Origin of the sequence: Lactobacillus sp. UMNPBX4 (assembly GCF_002554115.1) — a bacterium.
Lineage (GTDB): Bacteria > Bacillota > Bacilli > Lactobacillales > Lactobacillaceae > Lactobacillus > Lactobacillus gallinarum.
The window spans coordinates 1-1513 of the sequence record NZ_PCZF01000111.1; the positions used below are offsets into that span (position 1 = coordinate 1).

Here is a 1513-nt window from a genome sequence, read left to right on the forward strand (position 1 = left end):
AAGGTTCAGTATAAAAACTTGTGTAAACGGCTGTGAGATTTAGGATGCCTTTCGGGATATTTCCATTAATCGCAGAAAGAAGTATTCATCATCTGGATACCCATAACCCTTACGTCTCTCAGTCTTGATCTTATTGTTGATACCCTCAAGTTTGCCAGTTGATATCCCGTATTTGGCGAACGTGTAGATCCCTCTCAAATGGTTATTTAAGAGACGCGCAAACCAAATAAAGTGGCTATTCTCAGTTGCCTTGCAGATGTCTATGATCTCTTCAAGTCTAACGCACATTTCCACCTCGTCATGTGAGTTGTATGCCTGGTCTAGCAAGTCTTTGACGAGGTCTATTGTGAAGAAGAGCTTGTTTTCTTCCAACAGCTCGTCATACCATGCTTCATTACCGCCATAAGCCTTTATTTCTGGTGTATTGAATATTTCACCAGCAGTAGACACTAGCTTGCCTTGACGGGCATCCTCGTCCTTCTGAACTAATGTGGACCTCTTAGACATCAAGATGTAACGTGAGTTCTTAAGCAACTTAGCAGCCTCTGGAGAGCCTTCTTCAGCCAGCCGTCTTTGTTCATCCTTTCTGATCTCAGAAACCACTTTATCGTTGAAATTCTTGATAATGTGGAAGCGATCATAGACGATGTCTAGCTTGGGATAGCGCCCTTTAAAAGCTTCTTCGAAGTCTGAATTCATGTCGCAAGCCACCGCCTCAACTTTTGACATCCACTCATCGCCAACATGATCCATAAACTCGAAAACAACGGCTTTCTTCTTGCCATGGGCTAAGTAGAGAATATACCCTGTTTCCCAGTCTATGATTGCGGTGGCGTACTTATGGCCATCGTGGAGCTTAAACTCATCAATGGCTAAGTATTTTGCCTGCCTTTCAGGTTTTATGAGTGTCTTGCCATCAGTTGTAAATTTAGACAGTAGAAGAGACTTGTGAATTGACTTTACAGTCATCTTGTCCAAGCCAGTAAGCCAAGCCACTGCCTTTAGAGTAAGGCCATAGCTTAACAGTTTCTCAGTGTATTCTTTTAAAGGTTTGGTGATGCGATAACCATCAGCTTTAAAAGGGATAGACTGGCTTCTAGTGTTGAATTGGCAATCAATGTTAAGACAACGAAAACGTGCATAGGACACTCTGATATTGGTGTGTACTCCACCAATAGCGACGTGCTTAAGGGTAGATTCTAAAGACCCATTTTTAACTAGTTTTCTTGAGCAATTAGGACAGAAGGTATCACCACGCTCATCTAGCTTTCCTACAAAGGTTAATCCACCTTCATTTTGAATTGGCTCGCCAACTTGAATAAAGTCGGTAAGACCAGAATTAAAGGATAAGACACCTTTGTTAGGCATAACATCTTGAGTAGTAACTGACAGTTCTGTATAATTCATAGTAAGAAGGGCTCCCCATGTTTTTGTCGTTATTAACATTGTAAGGGACAACCCTTCTTTTTTTGTTATCTAATTTCTATTTACACAAGAATTTATACTGAACCAA

1 protein-coding gene is annotated in these 1513 nt (G+C 41.0%); it reads right to left on the bottom strand.

Features of this window, described 5'->3' with window-relative positions; genetic code table 11:
* Nucleotides 1-39: 39 nt before the first annotated feature.
* Entirely contained in the window at nucleotides 40-1407 is a 1368-nt protein-coding gene (locus CP355_RS09905) for an ISL3 family transposase (protein WP_087363766.1), read from the bottom strand.
* Nucleotides 1408-1513: the final 106 nt, after the last annotated feature.

Bases quoted from the DNA above. Each gene is read 5' to 3' on its own strand.
- CP355_RS09905 (WP_087363766.1), bottom strand. From the start codon at position 1,407: ATGAATTATACAGAACTGTCAGTTACTACTCAAGATGTTATGCCTAAC.